Consider the following 13,395-nt stretch of genomic DNA (forward strand, 5'->3'; position numbering starts at 1 on the left):
TCGGCTCAATCAAAGCCACCGACGTATGAATCGGGGGCGTAGTTCTCGAACTTGGTGTAGTGGCCCAGGAAGGCCAGCTTCACCGTATCGGTGGGCCCGTTACGCTGCTTGCCGATGATGATCTCGGCCAGGCCCTTATCCGGGGATTCCTTGTTGTAGTACTCGTCGCGGTAGATGAACATGATCACGTCGGCGTCCTGCTCGATGGCGCCCGACTCGCGAAGGTCGGACATCATGGGGCGCTTGTCGGCACGTTGTTCCAGCGAGCGGTTCAACTGCGACAGGGCGATCACCGGTACATCAAGTTCCTTGGCCAGGGCCTTTAGTCCACGCGAAATTTCTGAAATTTCCGTGGCGCGGTTCTCCTTGTTCCCGGGCACCTGCATCAGCTGCAGGTAGTCGATCACGATCAAACCCAGGCCGTGTTCGCGCTGCAGGCGGCGGGCGCGCGAGCGCATTTCCACCGGCGACATTGCCGGGGTGTCGTCGATGAAGATCTTCGCGTCCGACAACATGGTGATGGCGGAGGTCACGCGCGGCCAGTCTTCCTCGGCCAGGTCGCCGGTGCGCAGGTGGCTCTGGTGGATGCGGCCCAGCGAGGAGATAAGGCGGAACGCCAGCTGGGAGGCTGACATTTCCATCGAAAACACTGCCACCGACTTCTTGCCACGCATGGCGGCGGCCTCGGCGATGTTCAGGGCGAAGGCCGTCTTGCCCATCGACGGGCGCGCGGCCACGATGATCAGGTCCGACGGCTGCAGGCCGGAGGTGAGTTCGTCCAGGTCCGTGAAGCCAGTGGAAACGCCGGTCAACTGGCCGCGGTTCTCGTAGCGCTGGGACAGCAGGCGGAAGGCCTCCGAGACGGCCGTGCGCATCGAGACGATATCTTTCTTGCCGCGCGCGCCGCTCTCGGCAATCTTGAACACGCGCTGCTCGGCCAGCTCCATCACTTCCTGGACGCTTTTGCCTTCGGGCCGGTAGCCGTCCTCGGTGATCGCGGTGCCCGCGTCGATCAGCTGCCGCAGCACGGATTTCTCGCGAACGATGTCGGCGTAGGCGGCGATGTTGGCAGCGCTGGGCGTGGCGTTGGCAAGTTCGATCAGGTAGCTGGCGCCGCCGACGAGTTCGGCCATGCCGTTGGCATCGAACCAGTCGCCCAGGGTTACCGCATCGCAAGGCATGCCCTTGTTGGCAAGCTCGGAGATGGCACGCCAGATCAGGCGGTGGTCTTTGCGGTAGAAATCGCCCTCGCCGAGCTTGTCGGCCACCTTGTCCATGGCGTCGGGGGCCAGCATCAGGCCGCCAAGCACGGCTTGCTCGGCTTCCAGCGAATGGGGCGAGACGCGCAAGGCCTCGATGGCGGCGTTCTGGGACTTACGTTCAGGAACGAACGACATGCGCTGACCTCGAAGCGGGCGAAGCGCCGCTGGCTATGGAGACGATGATACGCGTCCCGGTCTCACGGACCGAGACCACAAGCTGTGGATAAGCCTGTGTATTGCTGTGGAATTCCGGTGGATAAAACAGAACGGGCGCCCAAGGGCGCCCGTTCGGCCATGCCTGGCAGGAAAGCTTTACGCCTTCTCGGCCACCACGGTGACCTTGACGGTCGCATGGATGTCGGCATGCAGCGAGACGATCACGTTGTATTCGCCGGTGTTGCGGATCGGACCTGCGGACTGGATCACTTCGCTCTTGTCCACAGCGATGCCCTTGGCCGTGAGGGCCTCGGCGATGTCGCGGGTGGAAACCGAACCGAACAGCTTGCCCTCGGGGCTGGCGTTCGCGGTGATGGTCACTTCCTGGCCTTCGATCTGGGCCTGACGACCCTGGGCGCCGGACAGGTGCTCCTTGGCCTTGGCTTCGTACTCGGCGCGGCGCGCCTCGAACTGGGCGATGTTGACGGCCGTGGCGCGGGTGGCCTTGCCGGTGGGCAGGAGGAAGTTGCGGCCGTAACCGGGCTTGACGCTTACCTTGTCGCCAAGGTCGCCCAGGTTCTTTACTTTCTGCAGCAGGATGAGATCCATGATGATTCCTTTTCGTTAGCGCGGGGTTGCCCGCGCAGCCGCGATGGCTGTCCGAAATCGATGGACGGGCCCGCCGTTACGCGGGCCCGCGGGCATCAGATGTCGTGGTTGTCGGTGTACGGCAGGAGCGCCAGGAAGCGGGCGCGCTTGACGGCCGTGGCCAGCTGGCGCTGGTAGCGCGCCTTGGTACCGGTGATGCGGCTGGGGACGATCTTGCCGTTCTCGGTGATGTACTGGCGGAGCGTGTTGAGATCCTTGTAGTCGATCTCCTTCACGTTCTCGGCGGTGAAGCGGCAGAACTTGCGGCGGCGGAAGAACTTGGACATGTCGGGCTCCTATCAGTCGTCGTTGTCGTCGGGATCACGGCTGATGCGACGGTCGTCGCTGTCGCCATCGTCGTCACGACGACGCGAACCCTTGGCGTCGTCCTTTTCCTTGCTCTTGATGATGAAGGAAGGCTCGACGTCGGCCTCGTCACGCTTGATCACCAGGTGGCGCAGGACCGCGTCGTTGAAACGGAAGCCGGATTCCAGCTCGTTCAGCGCGTTCTGGCCGACTTCGATGTTCAGCATCACGTAGTGGGCCTTGGCCAGGTTTTCGATGGGGTAGGCCAGCTGGCGGCGGCCCCAATCTTCCAGGCGGTGGATCTTGCCGTTGTCGCCTTCGATCAGCGTCTTGTAACGCTCGATCATGGCCGGCACCTGTTCGCTCTGGTCGGGATGGACCAGGAACACGACTTCATAATGACGCATGGTGTCTCCTTGTGGATGTCACCCCTTCCGGGGATGGCAGCCTCCCGCGGATGCGGTGAGGCAAGTCTTACCGTCCAGACAGACGGCAGCCCACAATAATAGCGTCAAAAGCCCGTGACGGGCAAGCGGCAACCTAGGACTGGCTGACCGAGAAGCTCTCGCCGCAGCCGCATTCGCCCACGGCGTTGGGGTTGTGGAAGACGAAGGAGGCGTTCAGCCCCTGGCGCTGGAAGTCGATCAGGGTGCCATCCACCAGCGGCAGGCTGGTATCGCTGACCACCAGGGGGATGCCCTCGATATCGAGCACCTGGTCGCCCTCGGCGACGTCCGGGGCCAGGTCCACAACGTAGCCGAAGCCTGAACAGCCCATTTTCTTCACGCCAAAGCGCACGCCCGCGGCCCCGGGACTTGAGGCCAGGAAACTACGCATGCGCTCGCTGGCGGCTGGAGTGATGGAAATGCTCATGGGCGGGTCTTCTGCTGCACTGCATTAGATTATCATGCGGGGTCTTCTTGCGCCCATTTGGGGGCGGCTTGCATGGAGTTTCAAGCAATGACGGTAGTCAGCGTCAAACAGGCTCTGGCCGGAAAGTCGGCCGATGGTGCGCCCCTGGAAGGGCGCCAGGTAACCGTGAGGGGCTGGGTACGTACCCGCCGCGACTCCAAGGCCGGGCTTTCGTTCGTGAACCTGACCGACGGCTCCTGCTTCGACCCGATCCAGGTCGTGGCCGCCAATACCCTGCCCAACTACGACGCCGACGTGCTGCACCTCACCGCCGGGGCGGGCTTTATCGCCACCGGCACCCTGGTGCCCTCGCAGGGCAAGGGCCAGGCGTTCGAGCTGCAGGCCAGCAGCATCGAAGTCACCGGCTTCGTCGACGATCCGGAAACCTACCCGATCCAGCCCAAGCAGCATTCGATGGAGTTCCTTCGCGAGGTCGCTCACCTGCGCATCCGCACCAACCTCTTCGGTGCCGTGTCGCGCGTGCGCCACACCATGATGATGGCGATCCACCGGTACCTTACGGAACAGGGATTCATCTGGGTCAATACCCCGATCGTCACCACGTCGGACGCCGAAGGCGCCGGCGACATGTTCCGGCTGTCCACCCTGGACCTGGCCAACCTTCCCCGCGACCCGCAAGGCAAGATCGACTTCAAGAAGGATTTCTTCGGCCGGGAGGCATTCCTTACCGTGTCGGGGCAGCTCAACGTCGAGGCCTACGCCATGGCGATGAGCAAGGTGTACACCTTCGGCCCCACCTTCCGGGCCGAGAACTCCAACACCCCCCGCCACCTGGCGGAATTCTGGATGGTGGAGCCGGAGTTCGCCTTCGCCAACCTCAACGACAACGCCGACCTTGCCGAGGGCTTCCTGAAGGCGATCTTCAAGACGATCCTGGAAGAACGCGCCGACGACATGGCGTTCTTCGCCGAGCGCGTGCAGCCGGATGCCATTTCCCGTCTCGAGGCATTCATCAGCCAGCCGTTCGAGCGCATCGACTACACCGATGCGGTTGAAATCCTGCGCAACTGCGGCCAGAAATTCGAGTATCCGGTGGCCTGGGGCGTAGACCTGCAGACCGAGCACGAGCGCTACCTGGCCGAGAAGCACATCGGCCGCCCGGTGGTGGTGATGAACTATCCGGAGGCAATCAAGTCTTTCTATATGCGCCTGAACGACGACGAGCGCACGGTGGCGGCGATGGACGTGCTGGCGCCTGGCATCGGCGAGATCATCGGGGGCGCCCAGCGCGAAGAGCGCGTGGACTACCTCGACCGGCGCATGGCGAAATTCGGCCTGGATGCAAATACCTACGCCTGGTACCGCGACCTGCGCCGCTACGGCACCGTTCCCCATGCCGGTTTCGGCCTGGGCTTCGAGCGCCTGCTGGTGTACGTGTGCGGTCTTGCCAACATCCGCGACGCCATTCCTTATCCACGTGCGGCAGGGAGTGCCGAGTTCTAGACCCCTTGAAGCCCATGCCTCTACGATCGACCTACCTTGCCCTGACCACCGCGAGCCTGCTCGCCCTGGCCGGCTGCCATGCCATCACGCCGCCGAACCTGCGCCCACCGGCGCAGAACCAGGAGGCCGGCCTTGATGCGGCGAAGAAGAAGCTGAGCGACGCCTCGGCATGCTGCACCACCTTCGCCGATTTCTCCTTCCAGGACATGCTGCCGCCGGAGCCGCGCCGTTTCGTCGTCAACGACTCAAGCCCTGTCGCCAACCTCAACGGCGACCGCAGCTACTTCCTGGCCTTCCGCCTGCCCACCACGGCGAAGCAGCCATACAACATCGGGGTGAAGGCCGAGCTCAACGGCCGCTGGATGCACTCGTCGTATCTGTTTGCACCCACCCTGGTGGTGCTCGACGAAGCCTTCCAGCCGATCGACTCGAAAGACCTCCAGCTTTGCGAATACATGGGCTGGACGTCGGAAACCAGCGGCGCCTTCGGTGAGCTCACCGTGCAAAGCGACAAGGCGCGCTATCTGGTGGTTTACACCTCGCCCAAGCAGTTGCAGGCGCAGACCTACTGGGAGCAGTCGCCTGCAGCGTTCTCGGCCGAAGCCCCGGTGAAGATGACCACCGCCGGCAGCTTCAAGATCCCGCACGGGCCGGATGGCGTGGTGTACGTGGGCATGCAGAACGACAGCTACCGCCGTGGCATCAAGAACGGCGTGTGCGACAAGACCCCACAAGGCAACGGTGTGATCTCCACCTTGCGCGACACCATCCCGAAGATCCTCAAGGACGTCGGTACATGAGCAACTCAGGCTCAGCAGCCTTGCTGCTGGCGCTCTATGGAGGCCTGCTGCTGGCCGGCGTGATCTGCTTCCTGCTGCATTTCATCGCCCAGTACCGCATCGCCGGCATCCTGCGCACGCACTACCCCGACCAGTGGCGCATCATCGCGGTACCCGAAGAAGGCCGCGGCAATCCCCTGCGCACCTGGGCACGCCTGCAGCACGTACTGCGCTCGGCGGCCCCGGCTCTGTTCGAGAACCGCCAGCTCAACCGCTGGCATGGTATCTGGAAGCTCACGCCCTGGCTGGCCTGGCCGTGCTGGCTGGGCGCGCTGGCGTTGCAGTACACCGCTCACTGACAATGGGCGGGTCACCGCCATAAGGGAAGCGTCGATGGAACTGGACCTTACCGGGCGTCATGCGCTCGTCTGCGGGGCGTCGCAAGGCATCGGACGCGCCATCGCGCATGAGCTCGCCCTGCTTGGCGCCACTGTTACCGCACTCGCCCGTTCCGAAGCGGTCCTGGCCGATGTGGTCGCCGCCCTTCCCCGGCCTGCCGGCCAGCATCACCATCATGCCGTGGCCGACATGGGCGACACCGAAGGCCTGCGCACGGTGGTGCAATCCATCGTTGCCGCCGCACCGGTGCACGTGCTGATCAACAACTCCGGCGGACCGCCAGGTGGCCCAGCCCATGCAGCATCCACCGACGCCTATGCCGATGTGTTCCGGCAACACCTGATCGGCGGCCAGGTGTTGCTTACCGCCGTACTGCCCGGCATGCGCGCGGCGCATTTCGGCCGCGTGGTGAACATCATCTCGACCTCCGTGAAGGAACCACTGGCGAACCTTGGCGTGTCCAACACCGTGCGTGCGGCGGTGGCGGGCTGGGCAAAGACACTTGCCGGTGAAATCGCCGCCGACGGCATCACGGTGAACAACGTGCTTCCCGGCTATACAAGAACGCAGCGCCTTTCAGGCCTGGTCGAGGCCAGCGTGCGCTCCAGCGGCAAGGATGCCAGCGACATCGAACGCGGCATGCTGGCTCACGTGCCCGCCGGCCGCTTCGGCGAGGCCAGCGAAGTGGCCGCCGTAGCTGCCTTCCTGTGCACCCCGGCAGCCGCCTACGTCAACGGCGTGAGCATAGCGGTGGATGGTGGCCGCACGCGGTCGCTGTCATGAGCATCACGACGCTCGCCAACCTTATCGGCGGCCACGCGCGGGCGCCGCGCGAGGGCGCGTACCTTGACGTGTTCGAACCGGCTACGGGCCTGGTGTTCGCACGCTGCCCGGCATCAACGGCGGCGGATGTGGATGATGCCGTGGCGGCGGCGAACAACGCCGCGCCAGCCTGGGCCGCCACGCCGCTGGACGTTCGCGCCGCCATCCTGCACCGCTTTGCGGATCTGGTCGAAGGCGAACTGGAATCGTTCGCCGCCGCCGAGTCGAAGGACAACGGCAAGCCGCTGTCGCTGGCGCGCAACCTGGATATCCCCCGTGCCGTGGCGAACCTGCGCTTCTTCGCGGCGGCCATCACCCAATGGAGCAGCGAAGCCCATCCGATGCCTGGTGGCACGCTGAACTACACACTGCGCCAGCCATTGGGCGCGGTGGCCTGCATCAGTCCGTGGAACCTGCCGCTTTACCTTTTCACCTGGAAGATTGCACCGGCGCTGGCCGCGGGCAACACGGTGGTGGCCAAGCCGTCGGAAGTCACCCCATTCACCGCATGGATGCTCGGCGAACTCGCAGCCAAAGCCGGGCTTCCCGACGGCGTGCTCAATATCGTGCACGGCCATGGCGCCGATATCGGCGACCACCTGGTGGGCCATCCGGGCATCAAGGCCGTGTCCTTCACCGGCAGCACGCGTACGGGCCGTTCGATCGCCGCGATCACCGCGCCGCTGTTCCGCAAGACCTCGCTTGAACTGGGTGGCAAGAACGCCACCATCGTCTTCGACGATGCGCGGATCGACGATGCGCGGCTGGACACCATCGTGCGCTCGGGCTTCGCCAACCAGGGCGAGATCTGCCTGTGCAGCTCCCGGCTTTTGGTGCAGCGTTCCATCTACGACAGGTTTCGCCAACGCTACCTCGAACGCGTCCGGGCATTGACGGTGGGCGACCCGCTGCATGGCGATACCGACCTCGGCGCACTGGTGTCGGCGGCGCACTACGGCAAGGTCAACGATGCGATCGCCACGGCGCGCGCGGAAGGCGGCACGGTGGCTTGTGGCGGAAACGCCGTGCACCCCGGTGGCCGATGCGCGCAAGGCTGGTTCATCGAACCCACGGTGATCGAAGGGCTGGGTGCCGACACCGCCACCAACCGCCAGGAGATCTTCGGGCCCGTCGTCACGCTCATTCCCTTCGAGGATGAAGCCGACGCCATTGCGTTGGCCAACGCCGTTGACTACGGCCTTGCCGCTTCCCTGTGGACCGACGACCTCTCGCGGGCGCACCGGGTGTCCACGCAGCTCGCCACCGGCATCGTCTGGGTCAATTGCTGGATGCTGCGCGACCTGCGCACGCCCTTTGGCGGCGTCAGGCAGTCGGGACTGGGCCGCGAGGGCGGCGTGGAAGCCCTGCGGTTCTTTTCCGAAGCGAAGAACATCTGCATCGCCATGGAGTCCCCGCAAGCATGAGTACCGTGAACACCGGCAACGCGCCCAGGCCCGTCGGCGCGTATCCCCACGCGCGGCGCGTGGGTCACCTGCTGTTCCTTTCAGGCGTAGGGCCCAGGCGCGCGGCGGACGATACGGTTCCCGGCAATGTCTTCGACGAACACGGCGTGCTGGTGTCCTACGACATCCAGGCTCAGTGCGAACAGGTCTTCGCCAACGTGCAGGCCGTGCTCGAGGCCAGTGGCGCAACGCTTGCCAACCTCGTGGACACAACCGTGTACCTGACCGACATGGACCGGGACTTCAAGGCCTACAACGAAGCCTACGCACGGTTCTTCAAGGGCGTGGATGCCTGCCGCACCACCGTGGGCATCACCGCGCTTCCCACGCCCATCGCCATCGAGCTGAAGTGCGTGGCCTGGCTGGGCGACTAGCGTGTTCTTCCGCGTGGCTACCAGCGCAGGAAGCGGGGACCAAGCAGCGATCCCACCACTGCGGGAATGAGCATGCCCGACAGGTACCAAAGCGCCCAGAACGGCGGCGCCATTTCCGGACAATGCAGGCAATAGGCAATGACGGCGGCGGCACCCGCCGCCAGACCTGCCACGGCGCCGGCCAGTCGCAGGCGCACGGGTGCCATGCCACGCATGGCCCAGAACATCGCCACGAAGGCAGGCACCGAGAGTGCCGCAATCAACGGTGGGCAGACTCGCCAGGTGTGTCCCAGGAGCAGCGCCAGGCGTGAACCCTCGGGTGCTTGAACCAGGACGAACGCCGCCAGGGCCCAGATGAGCGCCACCGGCATGGCGATGGCCGCCAGGCCGGGCGCCGCTGTCACGCCCGGGCGTGCCAGCCGTGTCGCCGCCACCAAGGCGGTGGCAAGCATCGCCACGGCGAAACCCACGCGTATCCAGAACATGGCCGCGTGCACCACGATACCGATGTCGGGACGAATGCCCAGGCCCAAAGCCATCAGCACCACGGCGGCCGCGATGCCGCCCAGCACGGCGATACCGAAGCGCCGCGACGGCGTCGGTTGATCGGCGACGCTGCCGTCGGTCGCCAGCATGTCGATGAGCCGCTCGGTCTTCATGCGTCACCCCGCAGCCGCGCCGCGAGCGCTTTCAGGCCCCGGTGGACACCCACCTTGATCGCCGATTCGGACATGCCGCTGGCCAATGATGCCTCGGCCACGGACAACCCCTGCAACTTGACGAAGACGATGGGCAACCGGTGGCGATCCGGGAGGGTCTCCAGCAGCACGCCGATGTCGCGGCGCGCGTTGGCGGGCTCGTCATCGGAAGCGGCGAAAATCCGCTCGTGCTCGTCGTCGAAGGGATCATGCAGCGCTTCGCGCCTGGCATGGGCCCGGAAAAAATCCATCAGCTTGTACCTTGCAATGGCATGCAGCCAGGCGGTGAGCGGTTGCCCTTCACGGTAAGTATGTCGCGCATTGTGCACCGCCAGCAGGGTTTCCTGGAGGATGTCCTCCACATCGTCCTGCGCCTTGGGCAGGCGGCGCCGAAGATAGGCGCGCATGTGCCCGGTCAACCCTTCCAGGAATGCCCGGTATTGCGCGGCGTCGCCGGCAAGTCCCGCCAGGAAACAATCGCGGAGCACGATCTCGGCGGCTTCCACCGTGGTTGACATGCGGTTCGTACTCACCATCGCAACAGCCTCCGGCCAAGCATCGCGCCGGCAGCGGTAGGTAGCAACATGCCCAGCACGTACCAGGTAGCCCAGAACGGTGGCGCCATCTCCGCGCAATAGATCGTGTATACCAGCACCGCCTGCGCGCCGGCGAGGAGGCCCGCCACGGCGCCGGCCAGGGTGAGCCGGGTGGGCGCCAAGCCACGCATGGCCCAGAAGGTTGCCATGAAGCTTGGCAAGGACAAGGCCACCACGTTGAACGTGCACACGCGCCATGTCTGGCCCAGCACCAGTTGCATCCGCAAGGCCGGCGGCGCGGAGGCGATCAACCACGCCGACGCGCTCCACACGGCCAGCAACGGCAGCGCCAGCAGCAGCCATCCCGCGCCCGTGCGCGCACCCGGGCGCGACAGGCGGCCGCACAGCACGAGCGCGGCGACCGCCACCGTGGCCGGGAACGCCGACTTCAGCCAGAAGACCGGATCGTCCAGGACCGGGCCCATGTCCGGTCGCATGCCTCCGGTGAGCAGCACGGCAAGCGTCGCCACCAGCATCCCCGCCATCGCCGACAACGCCAGGCGGCGACCCACGGCGTGCCGTTCCACCGGCCGCAATCCCGTGGTGAGGTTGGTGATCAGGTCATGCGTCTTCATCGGCCAGGCATCCAGTGGTCGAAGGCAATTCGTCCAGCCCTCGCCTTCGGTTACAGGCCAGGCCGAACTTTTGTGGTTCGCATGTGTAACCAACGGCATTCCTCCTGCGAATTCATCAGCAGACCGGGGCAACTGGCCGCGGTCGATCCATACCCACTACTGGAGGACCTGATGAAAGCTCGTCACATGACATCGATCGCCCTTGCCCTGGCCGCCCTGGTCTCGGGCACCGCCTTCGCCGACCAGCACGACGCCGCGGCCAAGCCGAAGGTGGAAAAGTGCTGGGGCGTTGCCAAGGCCGGGCAGAACGATTGCGCCGCGGGAGCGGGAACCACCTGCGCCGGCACCGCGAAGGCCGACTACCAGGCCAATGCCTGGAAGAACGTGCCTGCCGGCACCTGTACGGCCATCGTCACGCCCAAGGGCCACGGCTCGCTTACCAAGACCGGCGCGTGATCACCGGCGCGGCCAGTGCCACGCCACTGGCCGCGCGTTGCGGACGAAGGAGACCTTCCATGCATGCTTCCATGGGCACGGGCCTTGGCCTCAAGGCCGAACACCTCGCCCAGGCGATCGACGCCGTTGCGCCAGGGCTATGGTTCGAAGTCCACCCGGAGAACTACATGGTGGACGGCGGCCCGCAGCTCGAAGCGCTCGACACGGTGGCCAGCCGGCATCCGCTGTCGCTGCACGGCGTTTCGCTGTCGCTGGCTGCGGACGCGACACCTGATGCCGCCCACCTCGCACGCCTGCGCCGGCTCATCGATCGCGTGCGGCCCGCGTTGGTATCGGAGCATCTGGCGTGGTCGCACTGGCGGGGGCGGTACGCGCCGGACCTGCTGCCCTTCCCGCGGAGCCATGCCGCCCTCGCGCGCATCGTCGACAACATCGCTCGTACGCAGGATGCGCTGGGCCGGGCGATCTCGATCGAAAACCCGTCCCACTACCTGCAGCTGGATGGTCACGATTACGACGAAACGCATTTCTTCGGCGAACTGGTCGCGCGTACCGGCTGCGGCTTGCTGTTGGACCTCAACAATGTCTTCGTAAGTTCGCACAACCTTGGCGTGGATCCGCTCGTCTACCTCGACGCTTATCCGATGCAGGCAGTCACGGAGATCCACCTGGCCGGACATGCACCCGATCCGCTGCTGGGCGGGTCGCTGTTGATCGACTCACACGATGCGCCGGTAGCTGACGAGGTATGGAACCTCTACAGCATCGTACGGCTGCAGCTACCCACGATACCGGCACTGATCGAGCGCGACGGCAACGTCCCGCCGTTCGAAGCACTGATGGCCGAACGCGCCATGGCCGACCGCCTGCAGCTGGATGCGAGGCAAGCGGCATGACTCACACGCTTGCCGATTTCCAGGATGGTTTCGTCCAGGCCATGCGCGGCGAGGATGGACCCTTGCGGGCCATCGCCAGCCAGCCGGGTTTCGCTGTCTATCGCAACACCTGGATGAAGGCCTGCATCAACACTATCGAGGCGAACTTCCCCGCCGTGGCCTGCCTGGTGGGCCATGAGTGGATGCGATCGGCTGCGGCGGCGTTCGCGCTGGAGCATATGCCGATGGATGGCCGACTCACAAACTATGGCGAGGCATTCCCCGACTTCCTGGCCACGTCCGTCGCGACCACCGAGCTTGCCTATCTTGGCGAGGTGGCGCGGCTGGACTGGCTATTCCTTGCCTGCGGAAACGCTGCCGATGCGTCCACCCTGCATGCAGGCCAACTAGCCGCGTGCTCCACATCCGGCCTCGCCAGCACATCCCTGCGACCCCATCCCACGGCACGCTGGCATGCGTCGCCGTTACCGGCCCGCACGATCTGGGAAGCAAGCCGTTCCGGTCGCGCCGTAACGGGCGACCTGGCATGGATGCCCGAGGCCACCCTGATGCTGCGCATCGACGGCCAGGTACGCGTCCATGCCATCGGGGATTCCTCCTGTGCACTCCTCGATGCCTGCCACGCGGGCCTTGCGCTGGGCGCCGCGCTCGACCTTGCCATGTCCGCTGGCGATGCCACGCGCATGGATGCGGATCTGCTTCACCTCGTCGCCATCGGTGCATTTGCCGATGCCAGTCCATCTTTGACCAAGGACACGCCATGACCGATTCCACCCTGCCCGCGACCACCCCCGCCGGACCGATCCGCCGCTGGAATCTCCTGGCCGATCGCGTTTCGTCGCTTGTCGGCCATTCCTTCCTGGCCCTACTCGCCCGTGTTTCGATCGCCGCGATCTTTTTCCAGTCCGGCCGAACGAAGGTCGATGGCTTCCTTACCATCACCGACGGCACCTACCAGCTCTTTCAGGACGAATACAAAATCCCGCTGGTGCCGCCAGATATCGCTGCCCATATGGCCGCCTATGCCGAGACCTTCATCCCGGTGCTGCTGGTACTTGGCCTGGCCACGCGTCTTTCCGCGCTTGCCCTGCTGGGAATGACGACGGTCATCGAGGTGTTCGTGTATCCCGCCGCCTGGCCGACGCATCTTTCGTGGGCCGCGATTCTGATGTACCTGGCGGCCCGCGGCGGTGGGAAGTGGTCGGTCGACCACGCGCTGGGCGTGAAGTGAAATTTCTTTGCCCCTCGTGTAACCGACGTCGAAGCCGCGGCGAATTCACCCACGCCATTCGGCACATCACAACGCCAGGAGAAACATCATGAACACCGCAACCTTCGGTATCGCCGCTGCTGCCGCCGTCGTCGCCTTCGCCGCGGTCAGCCCCGCACACGCCGCGGGCAACGAGGCCAAGACGGTCCATTGCTACGGTATCAACAGCTGCAAGGGCACCTCCGACTGCAAGTCGGGCAACCATGAATGCAAGGGCCAGAATTCGTGCAAGGGCCAGGGCTTCAAGGCGGTGTCGGTCACCGAGTGCAAGGCGCAGGGCGGCAGCACCACCCCGCCGGCCCAGTAAGCGATCTGGCCC

General features: G+C 65.2%; 19 protein-coding genes. 11 read left to right on the forward strand and 8 right to left on the reverse strand.

The window, feature by feature from the left end:
• Positions 1 to 5 precede the first annotated feature (5 nt).
• The 5 genes from NDK18_RS10335 to NDK18_RS10355 all read right to left on the reverse strand — a co-directional run bounded on the left by NDK18_RS10335 (position 6) and on the right by NDK18_RS10355 (position 3,245).
• Complete coding sequence (locus NDK18_RS10335) at positions 6 to 1,397, reverse strand: replicative DNA helicase (protein ID WP_250623435.1); 1,392 nt, start codon at positions 1,395 to 1,397, stop codon at positions 6 to 8.
• Between the two features lie 177 nt (positions 1,398 to 1,574).
• Positions 1,575 to 2,027 carry a 50S ribosomal protein L9 gene (gene rplI / locus NDK18_RS10340; protein ID WP_250623436.1) on the reverse strand — a complete coding sequence of 151 codons (453 nt, stop codon included), beginning with the start codon at positions 2,025 to 2,027 and terminating at the stop codon, positions 1,575 to 1,577.
• Positions 2,028 to 2,122: 95 nt separating this feature from the next.
• Positions 2,123 to 2,353: a 30S ribosomal protein S18 gene (gene rpsR, locus NDK18_RS10345; protein ID WP_250623437.1), complete on the reverse strand. Its 231-nt coding sequence runs from the start codon at positions 2,351 to 2,353 to the stop codon at positions 2,123 to 2,125.
• A gap of 12 nt (positions 2,354 to 2,365) precedes the next feature.
• Positions 2,366 to 2,779, reverse strand: a complete 414-nt coding sequence (gene rpsF, locus NDK18_RS10350; RefSeq protein WP_250623438.1) for a 30S ribosomal protein S6 — start codon at positions 2,777 to 2,779, stop codon at positions 2,366 to 2,368.
• Between the two features lie 133 nt (positions 2,780 to 2,912).
• Positions 2,913 to 3,245 carry a HesB/IscA family protein gene (locus NDK18_RS10355; RefSeq protein ID WP_250623439.1) on the reverse strand — a complete coding sequence of 111 codons (333 nt, stop codon included), beginning with the start codon at positions 3,243 to 3,245 and terminating at the stop codon, positions 2,913 to 2,915.
• Between the two features lie 87 nt (positions 3,246 to 3,332).
• Between NDK18_RS10355 and asnS the strand changes: the two genes are divergently transcribed.
• The 6 genes from asnS to NDK18_RS10385 are packed head-to-tail and all read left to right on the forward strand — an operon-like array spanning position 3,333 to position 8,585.
• Complete coding sequence (asnS, locus tag NDK18_RS10360) at positions 3,333 to 4,748, forward strand: asparagine--tRNA ligase (protein ID WP_250623440.1); 1,416 nt, start codon at positions 3,333 to 3,335, stop codon at positions 4,746 to 4,748.
• Between the two features lie 14 nt (positions 4,749 to 4,762).
• On the forward strand, positions 4,763 to 5,548 hold the full coding sequence (locus NDK18_RS10365) for a MalM family protein (RefSeq protein WP_250623441.1): 786 nt from the start codon (positions 4,763 to 4,765) through the stop codon (positions 5,546 to 5,548).
• On the forward strand, positions 5,545 to 5,886 hold the full coding sequence (locus tag NDK18_RS10370; RefSeq protein ID WP_250623442.1) for a hypothetical protein: 342 nt from the start codon (positions 5,545 to 5,547) through the stop codon (positions 5,884 to 5,886). The genes NDK18_RS10365 and NDK18_RS10370 overlap by 4 nt, the downstream gene beginning before the upstream one ends.
• A 34-nt stretch (positions 5,887 to 5,920) precedes the next feature.
• Complete coding sequence (locus NDK18_RS10375; RefSeq protein ID WP_250623443.1) at positions 5,921 to 6,709, forward strand: SDR family NAD(P)-dependent oxidoreductase; 789 nt, start codon at positions 5,921 to 5,923, stop codon at positions 6,707 to 6,709.
• On the forward strand, positions 6,706 to 8,172 hold the full coding sequence (locus NDK18_RS10380) for an aldehyde dehydrogenase (protein ID WP_250627741.1): 1,467 nt from the start codon (positions 6,706 to 6,708) through the stop codon (positions 8,170 to 8,172). The genes NDK18_RS10375 and NDK18_RS10380 overlap by 4 nt, the downstream gene beginning before the upstream one ends.
• Entirely contained in the window at positions 8,169 to 8,585 is a 417-nt protein-coding gene (locus NDK18_RS10385; protein WP_250627742.1) for a RidA family protein, read from the forward strand. Before NDK18_RS10380 ends, NDK18_RS10385 begins: the two co-directional genes overlap by 4 nt.
• A gap of 17 nt (positions 8,586 to 8,602) precedes the next feature.
• Here NDK18_RS10385 and NDK18_RS10390 read toward each other — a convergent pair whose 3' ends face one another.
• Genes NDK18_RS10390 through NDK18_RS10400 form a run of 3 tightly spaced genes read right to left on the reverse strand, consistent with a single transcriptional unit; the run spans position 8,603 to position 10,454 of the window.
• Positions 8,603 to 9,244 (reverse strand): DUF1109 domain-containing protein, encoded by a 642-nt coding sequence (locus NDK18_RS10390; RefSeq protein ID WP_250627743.1) that lies wholly within the window; start codon positions 9,242 to 9,244, stop codon positions 8,603 to 8,605.
• Complete coding sequence (locus NDK18_RS10395; RefSeq protein WP_250627744.1) at positions 9,241 to 9,819, reverse strand: sigma-70 family RNA polymerase sigma factor; 579 nt, start codon at positions 9,817 to 9,819, stop codon at positions 9,241 to 9,243. Before NDK18_RS10395 ends, NDK18_RS10390 begins: the two co-directional genes overlap by 4 nt.
• Positions 9,813 to 10,454: a DUF1109 domain-containing protein gene (locus tag NDK18_RS10400; RefSeq protein WP_250627745.1), complete on the reverse strand. Its 642-nt coding sequence runs from the start codon at positions 10,452 to 10,454 to the stop codon at positions 9,813 to 9,815. The genes NDK18_RS10395 and NDK18_RS10400 overlap by 7 nt, the downstream gene beginning before the upstream one ends.
• A gap of 171 nt (positions 10,455 to 10,625) precedes the next feature.
• Between NDK18_RS10400 and NDK18_RS10405 the strand changes: the two genes are divergently transcribed.
• The 5 genes from NDK18_RS10405 to bufA2 all read left to right on the forward strand — a co-directional run bounded on the left by NDK18_RS10405 (position 10,626) and on the right by bufA2 (position 13,383).
• Positions 10,626 to 10,910 (forward strand): BufA1 family periplasmic bufferin-type metallophore, encoded by a 285-nt coding sequence (locus NDK18_RS10405; protein WP_250623449.1) that lies wholly within the window; start codon positions 10,626 to 10,628, stop codon positions 10,908 to 10,910.
• A gap of 59 nt (positions 10,911 to 10,969) precedes the next feature.
• The gene (gene bufB / locus NDK18_RS10410) at positions 10,970 to 11,806 is read left to right on the forward strand and encodes an MNIO family bufferin maturase (protein ID WP_250627746.1); all 837 of its coding nucleotides are present in this window, start codon (positions 10,970 to 10,972) and stop codon (positions 11,804 to 11,806) included.
• A complete protein-coding gene (locus NDK18_RS10415; RefSeq protein ID WP_250627747.1) occupies positions 11,803 to 12,570 on the forward strand; it encodes an HvfC/BufC N-terminal domain-containing protein in 768 nt (255 codons plus the stop codon). Before bufB ends, NDK18_RS10415 begins: the two co-directional genes overlap by 4 nt.
• Positions 12,567 to 13,037 (forward strand): DoxX family protein, encoded by a 471-nt coding sequence (locus tag NDK18_RS10420; protein WP_250627748.1) that lies wholly within the window; start codon positions 12,567 to 12,569, stop codon positions 13,035 to 13,037. The genes NDK18_RS10415 and NDK18_RS10420 overlap by 4 nt, the downstream gene beginning before the upstream one ends.
• A gap of 88 nt (positions 13,038 to 13,125) precedes the next feature.
• Positions 13,126 to 13,383 (forward strand): BufA2 family periplasmic bufferin-type metallophore, encoded by a 258-nt coding sequence (gene bufA2, locus NDK18_RS10425; protein WP_250623453.1) that lies wholly within the window; start codon positions 13,126 to 13,128, stop codon positions 13,381 to 13,383.
• Positions 13,384 to 13,395: the final 12 nt, after the last annotated feature.

Source organism: Pinirhizobacter soli, from assembly GCF_015905305.1.
Lineage (GTDB): Bacteria > Pseudomonadota > Gammaproteobacteria > Xanthomonadales > Rhodanobacteraceae > Pinirhizobacter > Pinirhizobacter soli.

Excerpts from the sequence above, each read along its gene's own strand:
- NDK18_RS10355 (WP_250623439.1), bottom strand. The coding sequence starts at position 3,245 with ATGAGCATTTCCATCACTCCAGCCGCCAGCGAGCGCATGCGTAGTTTC.
- NDK18_RS10400 (WP_250627745.1), bottom strand. The coding sequence starts at position 10,454 with ATGAAGACGCATGACCTGATCACCAACCTCACCACGGGATTGCGGCCG.
- rpsR (WP_250623437.1), bottom strand. The coding sequence starts at position 2,353 with ATGTCCAAGTTCTTCCGCCGCCGCAAGTTCTGCCGCTTCACCGCCGAG.
- asnS (WP_250623440.1), top strand. The coding sequence starts at position 3,333 with ATGACGGTAGTCAGCGTCAAACAGGCTCTGGCCGGAAAGTCGGCCGAT.
- bufB (WP_250627746.1), top strand. The coding sequence starts at position 10,970 with ATGCATGCTTCCATGGGCACGGGCCTTGGCCTCAAGGCCGAACACCTC.
- NDK18_RS10420 (WP_250627748.1), top strand. The coding sequence starts at position 12,567 with ATGACCGATTCCACCCTGCCCGCGACCACCCCCGCCGGACCGATCCGC.
- rplI (WP_250623436.1), bottom strand. The coding sequence starts at position 2,027 with ATGGATCTCATCCTGCTGCAGAAAGTAAAGAACCTGGGCGACCTTGGC.
- NDK18_RS10365 (WP_250623441.1), top strand. The coding sequence starts at position 4,763 with ATGCCTCTACGATCGACCTACCTTGCCCTGACCACCGCGAGCCTGCTC.
- rpsF (WP_250623438.1), bottom strand. The coding sequence starts at position 2,779 with ATGCGTCATTATGAAGTCGTGTTCCTGGTCCATCCCGACCAGAGCGAA.
- NDK18_RS10385 (WP_250627742.1), top strand. The coding sequence starts at position 8,169 with ATGAGTACCGTGAACACCGGCAACGCGCCCAGGCCCGTCGGCGCGTAT.
- NDK18_RS10390 (WP_250627743.1), bottom strand. The coding sequence starts at position 9,244 with ATGAAGACCGAGCGGCTCATCGACATGCTGGCGACCGACGGCAGCGTC.
- NDK18_RS10370 (WP_250623442.1), top strand. The coding sequence starts at position 5,545 with ATGAGCAACTCAGGCTCAGCAGCCTTGCTGCTGGCGCTCTATGGAGGC.
- NDK18_RS10380 (WP_250627741.1), top strand. The coding sequence starts at position 6,706 with ATGAGCATCACGACGCTCGCCAACCTTATCGGCGGCCACGCGCGGGCG.
- NDK18_RS10375 (WP_250623443.1), top strand. The coding sequence starts at position 5,921 with ATGGAACTGGACCTTACCGGGCGTCATGCGCTCGTCTGCGGGGCGTCG.
- bufA2 (WP_250623453.1), top strand. The coding sequence starts at position 13,126 with ATGAACACCGCAACCTTCGGTATCGCCGCTGCTGCCGCCGTCGTCGCC.
- NDK18_RS10335 (WP_250623435.1), bottom strand. The coding sequence starts at position 1,397 with ATGTCGTTCGTTCCTGAACGTAAGTCCCAGAACGCCGCCATCGAGGCC.
- NDK18_RS10415 (WP_250627747.1), top strand. The coding sequence starts at position 11,803 with ATGACTCACACGCTTGCCGATTTCCAGGATGGTTTCGTCCAGGCCATG.
- NDK18_RS10395 (WP_250627744.1), bottom strand. The coding sequence starts at position 9,819 with ATGGTGAGTACGAACCGCATGTCAACCACGGTGGAAGCCGCCGAGATC.
- NDK18_RS10405 (WP_250623449.1), top strand. The coding sequence starts at position 10,626 with ATGAAAGCTCGTCACATGACATCGATCGCCCTTGCCCTGGCCGCCCTG.